This window comes from Neisseria sp. P0021.S006 (assembly GCF_051956895.1).
Map to the genome: position 1 here is coordinate 1 of NZ_JBQCWZ010000058.1, position 8,803 is coordinate 8,803.

The 8,803-nt window shown below is 50.6% G+C and carries 8 protein-coding genes; all 8 read left to right on the top strand.

Annotation, left to right across the window (positions count from 1 at the left end):
- The first annotated feature begins 2 nt into the window (after positions 1 to 2).
- The 8 genes from ACTHUM_RS10030 to ACTHUM_RS10065 all read left to right on the top strand — a co-directional run bounded on the left by ACTHUM_RS10030 (position 3) and on the right by ACTHUM_RS10065 (position 8,717).
- On the top strand, positions 3 to 1,259 hold the full coding sequence (locus ACTHUM_RS10030) for a nucleotide sugar dehydrogenase (RefSeq protein WP_440402843.1): 1,257 nt from the start codon (positions 3 to 5) through the stop codon (positions 1,257 to 1,259).
- Positions 1,260 to 1,427: 168 nt separating this feature from the next.
- Positions 1,428 to 2,855 carry an oligosaccharide flippase family protein gene (locus ACTHUM_RS10035; RefSeq protein ID WP_070695471.1) on the top strand — a complete coding sequence of 476 codons (1,428 nt, stop codon included), beginning with the start codon at positions 1,428 to 1,430 and terminating at the stop codon, positions 2,853 to 2,855.
- 42 nt (positions 2,856 to 2,897) lie between these two features.
- The gene (locus ACTHUM_RS10040; protein WP_070503964.1) at positions 2,898 to 4,208 is read left to right on the top strand and encodes an O-antigen ligase family protein; all 1,311 of its coding nucleotides are present in this window, start codon (positions 2,898 to 2,900) and stop codon (positions 4,206 to 4,208) included.
- Complete coding sequence (locus ACTHUM_RS10045) at positions 4,205 to 5,275, top strand: glycosyltransferase family 4 protein (protein ID WP_070503967.1); 1,071 nt, start codon at positions 4,205 to 4,207, stop codon at positions 5,273 to 5,275. Before ACTHUM_RS10040 ends, ACTHUM_RS10045 begins: the two co-directional genes overlap by 4 nt.
- 13 nt (positions 5,276 to 5,288) lie before the next feature.
- Positions 5,289 to 6,461, top strand: coding sequence for a glycosyltransferase (locus ACTHUM_RS10050; RefSeq protein ID WP_070503970.1), 1,173 nt, complete (start codon positions 5,289 to 5,291; stop codon positions 6,459 to 6,461).
- Entirely contained in the window at positions 6,454 to 7,071 is a 618-nt protein-coding gene (locus ACTHUM_RS10055) for a sugar transferase (protein ID WP_004520870.1), read from the top strand. Before ACTHUM_RS10050 ends, ACTHUM_RS10055 begins: the two co-directional genes overlap by 8 nt.
- Positions 7,058 to 8,032, top strand: a complete 975-nt coding sequence (locus tag ACTHUM_RS10060) for an ATP-grasp domain-containing protein (RefSeq protein ID WP_070695473.1) — start codon at positions 7,058 to 7,060, stop codon at positions 8,030 to 8,032. Before ACTHUM_RS10055 ends, ACTHUM_RS10060 begins: the two co-directional genes overlap by 14 nt.
- Positions 8,025 to 8,717, top strand: a complete 693-nt coding sequence (locus ACTHUM_RS10065; protein ID WP_070695475.1) for an HAD family hydrolase — start codon at positions 8,025 to 8,027, stop codon at positions 8,715 to 8,717. Before ACTHUM_RS10060 ends, ACTHUM_RS10065 begins: the two co-directional genes overlap by 8 nt.
- Positions 8,718 to 8,803: the final 86 nt, after the last annotated feature.

The window sequence follows — 8,803 nt, forward strand, 5'->3', positions numbered from 1 at the left end:
GCATCGTTGGCTTAGGCTACGTCGGTTTACCACTGATGTTGCGCTATGTGGATATCGGTTACCAAGTTTTGGGTTTCGACATTGACACCAACAAAGTCGACAAGCTCAACAAAGGCGAAAGCTACATCGAGCATATCCCTTCCGACAAAATTGCCGCTGCTTCCAACAGCCTGTTTGAAGCAACGACAGACTTCTCCCGCATCGGCGAAGTAGAAGCCGTCATTTTGTGCGTACCGACTCCGCTGAACAAATACCGCGAGCCGGACATGAGCTTTGTGATCGACACTACCGATGCGGTAAAACCTTACCTGCGCGCCGGCCAAGTGCTGTCTTTGGAATCCACTACCTACCCCGGTACTACCGAAGAAGAATTGCTGCCGCGCATGGAAGAAGGCGGCTTGAAAGTCGGTCAAGACGTGTTCTTGGTTTACTCTCCTGAGCGTGAAGACCCGGGTAACCCTAACTTTGAAACCCGTACCATTCCAAAAGTCATCGGCGGCCATACCCCTGCTTGTTTGGAAGTCGGCCTGGCGCTGTACCAACCTGCCATCGATAAAGTTGTTCCAGTAAGCTCCACCAAAGCGGCAGAGCTGACCAAACTTTTGGAAAACATCCACCGCGCCGTAAACATCGGCTTGGTGAACGAGATGAAAATCGTTGCCGACAAAATGGGCATCGACATTCACGAAGTCATCAATGCCGCTGCAACCAAACCGTTCGGCTTCGTTGCTTATTACCCAGGCCCTGGCTTGGGCGGCCATTGTATCCCTATCGACCCGTTCTACCTGACTTGGAAAGCACGCGAATACGGCGTAAACACCCGTTTCATCGAATTGGCAGGTGAAGTGAACTCCCACATGCCCGACTACGTTATCGAAAAAGTCGGCCTGGCTTTGAATGATCACAACCGTTCTATCAAAGACAGCAAAATCTTGGTATTGGGTATCGCCTACAAGAAAAACGTGGACGATATGCGTGAAAGCCCGTCTGTGGAAGTGATGGACCGCCTGCACAAACTGGGCGCAGTGGTTTCCTACTCCGACCCGCACGTTCCAGAGTTCCCACACATCCCAGGCCACCACTACTTCGACTTGAAGAGTGAAGCGCTGACCCCTGAAACTGTCGCCCAATACGACTGCGTGGTTCTGACCACCGATCACGACAAATTCGACTATGACATGATCACCGAACATGCCAAACTGATTGTCGATACGCGCGGCAAATTCCCAGTGAAAAATCCTAAAGTCATCAAAGCATAATCTTGCTTCAGACGCATCCGGCTGCCTCCGGTTTCCCCGACCGGGACGGCGGCCGGTTTCCCAAGGCCATTTGTTTTTCAGACGGCCTTGGGAAACCGGCAACGGTAACAACGCATCTCTTACGAAAAACGCTCAGCTCGAACTTCCGGCCGTCTGAAAACAAATAATATGAACGCGAAAAAAATCCTCGGCTACGCATTGGGCCCGGTAGGAAGCGCCGCCTTCGGCCTGCTTTCCCTGCCGCTCATCTCATGGTACTTCCCTGCGGAAGACATCGGCCGTATCGTACTCTTGCAGACCATTGCCGGACTGAGCATTCTGCTCTTGGGCTTGGGGCTGGACCAGTCCTATATTCGCGACTATTACGCCGTTAAAGACAAGGCCGCGCTGTTCAAATCCGTTTTTTTATCGCCATTGATTCTGACGGTGGCGGTTGTGGTTTTAGTGTTGCTGATAAACGCATCATGGCCGTCTGAAATCATTTTCGACATCCCCAGTGCGAATTTGGGGATTCTTTTCCTGATTTTCTTGGCCACCACGCTGATTATCCGTTTTTTAGCCTTGATTTTGCGGATGAAAGAGCAGGCACTGGCTTTTTCACTCAGCCAGCTTGCGCCGAAATTTTTGATTTTGGTGTTGGTTTTTGCCGTGATTGCTTCCGGCCTGCCCGCCAATACCACTTCGCTGGTTTTTGCCTACACCGCCGCCCAAGTGCTGACCGTTGTACTGTTGATATATCAGCTGCGCCAAGACTTGCAAGCCGTTTCCCATGCAAAATGGTCGTCCGATCTGCATCGGGACGGCCTACGCTACGGCCTGCCGCTGGCATTCGGCAACTTGGCCTATTGGGGGCTGACTTCGATTGACCGTTTTGTCCTCAAAAACATCTCAGGCTTGGACGAGTTGGGTATTTATTCAATGGCGGTCAGCTTTGGTGCCGTCGCCTTGATTTTCCAAAGCGTGTTCTCCACCATTTGGGCGCCTTTGGTGTTCAAATGGGTAGAAGAAAAAACCAATCTGGACAAAATCGGCGACATCACGCTTTCCATGACCGTCCTCATCAGCGCAATGATTTGCCTCATCGGAATTTTCTCGCCGATGGCGACCTGGATACTGCCGGAAAAATACACGCAGGTTCAATTTATCCTGCTCTCGTGTATGCTCTTCCCCCTGTTTTACACGCTGACCGAAGTCAGCGGCATCGGTTTGAACGTCGTCCGCTCGACTTGGCTGATTACTGTCATCAACATCGTTGCCTTTATCGTCAATACCGCCCTGCTCTATCTGTTGGTACCGAAATTTGGTGCAAAAGGTGCAGCTATGGCCAGCGCAACGGCTTTTTGGCTGTTTTTCATCTTTAAAACCGAATTCTCTTCACGCCTGTGGCAGCCTTTGCCGCGCCTGAAGATTTATACCAACTCAACGCTCTGCCTGATAATCTGCCTTGCCTACACTTGGCTGGGTACGCGCGACAACTACATTTGGTTCGCGCTGGCATGGGCAGTCGGACTGGGTTTCCTGTTCCTAAAATACAAACACGCACTATTTGCCGCGACCGAAAAAATCAAAGCCAAATTAAACCGTTCGGCAAAATAGCCAACCTGAGATTCACGTCTCTACGATAACAACAGAACGACTATGAAAATAAAACGTCTGAACTTATACACTTACATTCTATACATCATGCTCGCAGCCTATATGCTGGGGCCCGCGCTGTCCTTTAAGGTCGGCGTACCGCGTATTGACAACCCGCTGACCCTGATATTTGTACTGCTTGGTTTTGTCGTATTTTTTCTGGAAAGCAAGCATATTCCGCGCAAGATTTTTGCCATGCTCTGCGCCCTGACCGCCATGTGCATCTGGCCCGCCATCCACATGGGCATTACGTCGCTGACGCCGACGCAGTACATGGATATTTTGTTTTTTATGGCGGTTCCGGCTTTCTTCTACTTGTTTTACCAAGTATTGAAGCGCGCCGACGACCCTTTGGGGACGATTCAGAAGTTCCTCATCGTATTTACGCTGTTTATCGCCGTACCGCCGTTTGCAGAACTGGCCACCGGTATTCAGTTTGTGAGTGCCAGCGATGAGTTGGCTATTGACGAAGGCTCGCTCAAAGGCTTGTTCTTTAACCCGAACAACCTCGCCGCCACCGCGGTCTGCCTTGCGCCTGCCATTTTGTTTTTCTTCCAACTCCAAGGGCGGAAACACAAAGAAAAACTACTTGGCTGGGGCTTGTTCCTGCTGTTGGGCATGGCCATTTTCGCCAGCGTATCGCGTACCGCCATCGGCTGCTACCTGTTGATTTTGTTGGTTTATACGGCCTATCGCAGAAACGGTTTTATTACGGTCGGCGTTGCTGGTTTGCTGGCATTGGTATTGTCGATGATTCCGTCACGCGCGATTGCGGAATTTTTGCTCTCACTCAACGGCAACCAGTTCTTAGAACGCTTTTCCAGCCGCGTGTACCTTTTCCTGTACGACTTGGGCAGCGACAACTCCGTGTCCTACCGTCAGGAGATTTACAACTACTTCTGGAACAATCCGCCCCTGCTGCTGACCGGCTACGGTCCTAAAAACTTCCGCGAATATTTCGGCGGCCATTTGAGCGGCAGCTTGGGCTTTGAAAACCCACACAGCTTCATCATCGAGCTGTATTTGGGTTTCGGCATGATTTCCTTGCTCGGCTTTATTGCTTTTGTGGCGTGTTATTTCCTCTACACCGCCTCAAACCGAGCAGTAACCGGCAAATCGCGCGTTTTGGCTTGGGTTGCCTTGGGCATTTTCCTGCTGGCCGGTTTTATTCCGTCCACCATTTTGCGTATGCCGTTTATCTGGCTGCCCTGCCTGCTGATTTTTATTTACAGCGTATTTGTTGCGCCCAAGCTGAAAGATATGGCCGCTTACGCATACAACGAAACACTATACGATACGAAGAAACCATCATGAAAATCATCCTGACTACCTCCATGTCCGGCCTCGGTGGCACTGAAAACGCCACTTTCCGCCTCGGCCGCCTGCTCAAACAACGCGGACACGATATCGTATTGGCCTCTTCAGACGGCCCTTTGATTCAGGAAGCGCAAGCATTGGGCATCCGTTGGCAGCCGATCGATTTTTACCAAGGCGGATTATTGGGTTACGTCAAAGGCATGTTCGCCTATATGAAACTGCTGAAAAAAGAGAAACCCGATGTGATTCACTGCCAAATGGCGCGTATCGTTCCGGCCTGCGCCATTGCGGCCAAGTTCGCTTCACCGAAAACCAAAGTGTTCTACCACGCGCGCGGCCTTGATCCGGAAACTTATCCGAAAATTGCCAAGCTTTTCGACAAGCTGGGCGTGTACATTATCGGCAACTGCAAACACGAACGCGAAAAACTCATCCGTTACGGTTTCCCTGCCAACCGCATTACCTACACTTACAACGCCCTGCACAAAGCAGATTTCGTTCCTGAAAAAACGGTCAAAGACTATGTCCAACTGGGCACACTTTCCCGTTTAGATACCGTCCGCGCCGTGCATTTAATGCTGGACATTTTGAAGAAAATGGTTGACCGCGGCATGCCTGTACGCCTTAACGTTGCAGGCATCGGCGAAGAAATGGACAACCTCAAAGCCCAAGCCAAACGTTTGGGCATTGAAGACCAAGTTACCTTCCTCGGCGGCGTCCGCGATTTGACCGGCTACTTCAAAGAAGTCGATATTTTGGTGAACACGCCGCATTGCGTGGGCGACCACGGCGCAGGTGTCGGCAACAATATTTTGGAAGCCGGCCTTTACGACACACCTGTCGTGACCTACAACATGGCGGGTATTTCGGAAATGGTCATCACCGGCCAAACCGGCTACTGCATTCCTTTCGGCGATGACGAAGCGTTTATCGAAGCCGTCGATACACTCATCAAGCATCCTGAGTTGCGCGGTCAAATGGGCAAAGCCCTGCACAAACACGTTGAGACCTTATGCTCCGACGATGAAATCTACCGCACCACCATGGCTGCGTACGAAATGTAAGGCCGTCTGAAACATGAACATTACCATCGTCGCCCCTTATTGCTCGCTACCGTCCGAGCCGCATTTCAACCGCTTCTGGTATCTTGCCGAGCTGTTGTCGCAGTCGCATGACGTGTTGCTGATTACCAGCAACTTCAAGCACTACGACAAATCTTTCAGACGGCCCGAAGATGCCGAGGCTGCCTCACAAGGCCGTCTGAAAGTCATACTGTTGGAAGAAAGCGGATACAGCAAAAACGTGTCTTTGGGACGCGTGACCAGCCATCACCGCTTCGTCAAACATTTTGAACAATGGTTGGAAAACTGCCGTCCGGGCGAACAAGACGTCGTCTTTTCCGCCTATCCGCTGATTGCCACCAACCTGCTGTTGGGCAAACACAAAGCGCGTTTGGGTTACAAACTGATTGTCGATGTGCAGGATGTATGGCCGGAGTCTTTCTCCTCGGTCATACCGTTTTTGAAAAAAGTACCGCACAACCTGCTGCCCTTTGCTTCACGCGCCAACCAAGCCTACCGCTACGCCGACGCACTGGTTGCCGTATCGCAGACTTATCTCGACCGCGCCAAAGAAGCCAATCCGAACGTACCTGGCGAAGTCGTTTATATCGGCGCGGATTTTCCCAAACTCGATGCCGCGCCTGCCAAAGATTTTGGCGACGACAAAACCCGCTTTTTCTACTTGGGCACGCTCAGTTACAGCTATGACGTGGAAACTGTGTGCAAAGGCGTTCGCAAGCTGTTGGATGCCGGCGAAAACGTCGAATTGCACATCATGGGTGGCGGCCCCGATTTTGACAGGCTCAAACAATATGCCTGCGACGGCATCAAGTTTTACGGCTACATTCCTTACGCCGAAATGATGTCGGTCGCCAAAGGCTGCGACATTTCCGTCAACGCCATCCACTCTTACGCCATGCAGTCGATTACCAACAAACTGTCCGACTATATGGCTTTGCAAAAACCGATTCTGAACAGCCAGGTCAACGACGAAGTTGCCGAAGTCCTTACCCTGCTGCCGCATGCGAACTATCGTTCCGGTGATGTGGACGGTTTCGTTCAAGCCGCCAAAGATATTTTGAAGCGCAAAAACGATCCTGTTCAGTCCGAAGAAATCGTCCGCCGCTTCAAACGCGACGTTGCCTATCAAAAAATCGTCAACCTGATTGAAAGATTAGCTCATGAATAAATTTTTCAAACGCCTGTTTGACATTATTGCCTCTGCTTCAGGGCTGATTATCCTGTCGCCTGTGTTTTTGATTTTGGTGTACCTCATCCGCAAAAACTTAGGCTCGCCTGTGTTCTTCATCCAAGAGCGACCGGGCAAGGATGGCAAACCGTTTAAAATGATTAAATTCCGCTCCATGCGCGATGCAATCGATAAAGACGGCAACCCTCTACCGGACAGCGAACGCCTGACCGATTTCGGCAAAAAATTACGCGCCACCAGTTTGGACGAACTTCCTGAATTATGGAATGTCTTAAAAGGCGAGATGAGTCTAGTTGGACCTCGTCCGCTGCTGATGCACTACCTGCCGTTGTACAACGACTTCCAAAACCGCCGCCACGAAATGAAACCGGGCGTGACCGGTTGGGCGCAAGTCAATGGCCGCAACGCCATTTCATGGGATGAAAAATTCGCCCACGATGTTTGGTACATCGACAACTTCAGCTTTTGGCTGGATATCAAAATTTTGTTCCTGACGGTTAAAAAAGTCTTCGTCAAAGAAGGCATCTCAGCCGAAGGAGAAGCCACCATGCCTTATTTCACGGGTAATAAAACTGATGAAAAAAAATAACATACTGATTCTGTCGGCAGGTCGCCGTGTCGAATTGGTGCAGGACTTCCAAACCGAAGCCGCACGTTTTTCAGACGGCATCGGCGTTTTTGCTACTGACCTCAACCCCCACATGTCTTCTGCCTGCCATGTTGCCGACCGCGCTTTCAGCGTGCCGCGCATCGATGCAGCCGAATACATTGACAGCATTTTCGAGCTGGCCAAACAACACGACATCGGTCTGATTGTGCCAACCATCGATACCGAGCTGCTCAAACTGGCCGAAGCACGTGACCGTTTTGAAGCTGAAGGAATACATATTGTCATTTCGGATGCAAAACTGATTACCCTGTGCCGCGACAAGCGCCTGACCGCAGGCCTGTTTGCACAATACGGCATCCGTTCGCCTGAAATTTACGAACGGGACCGCCTGGTTTTCCCATGTTTTGCCAAGCCTTATGACGGCAGCCGCGCCATCGGTGCGAAAAAAATCAACACACCGGCTGATTTGACTGTCGACATTACCGAAGACCCGAAAATGATGTTCGCCCAATACATCGATATTGAGAATACTTTCTCCGAGTTTACCGTCGATATGTATTACGACCGTCAAGGCCGTCTGAAATGCGCCATTCCTCGCGAACGTTTGGAAGTGCGCACCGGTGAAGTCAGCAAAGGCGCAACCCGACGCAATGCCCTGTATAAAGAGCTGGTTGAAAAAATGGCCGTATTGGAAGGCGCACGCGGCTGCATTACCGCGCAGTTCTTCGTCAGCAAAACCGACAATACGACCTACGGCGTGGAAATCAACCCGCGTTTCGGCGGCGGTTTCCCACTGACCTACGCCGCAGGCGGCAACTATCCGGGCTGGCTGATTCAAGAATATATCGGCGAACAAGACATTCCCTTCTCCGACGACTGGGAAAACAATTTAATCATGCTTCGTTATGATGCTAAGGTTTTGGTAAGAGAACATGATTAAGCCGGAAGAATCCGTCATCGTTTTTGACCTTGACGATACGCTTTACTCCGAACATGACTACAAATGCTCCGGAATACGGACAGTTGTAGAGATGATTACGTCGCTTTATCCGCAATACAATGCCGGCGTACTATATGAAATTGCCGACAATAAAAGTAAAGACTGGCTCGACAATTTGTGTCATCATTGCAAATTAAACGAATTAGAGAAACAATCACTCTTGTGGCAATATCGGCTGCATCGGCCTGCCATCCGACCCTATGTCGAACCGTCTTTTTTACGAAAGCTGATGCGCCCTTTTGCCGCACGCGCCCTGATTACAGACGGCCGCAGCCTGACACAGCGGTTGAAAATACAGGCCTTGGGCCTGACCGATTTGTTTGACGACATTTTGATTTCGGAAGCCATGCAATCGGAAAAGCCCGACGACAAGCGTTTCGTTTTCCTGCAAAACAAATATCCGGCCGCAAAACGTTTTATTTACATCGGCGACAACATCAAAAAAGATTTTGTCGCACCCAACAAACTGGGTTGGCTCTCCATAGGCATCATGCCTAAGCCGCACAATATTCATCAAGCCGAGCCCGAGCAATACGGCCGTGAATACCAGCCCACCCTTTGGATAAACACCCTGGAAGAATTGACTACACTGACAACTTCCGCCACCGAAAAAGCAAATGCATAAGGGACATTTCTCCATGAAAATCTTATTTATGGGTCGTAAACAGGTTTCCGCCAACCTGCTTCGTTTTTTGACCAAACAAGACCATA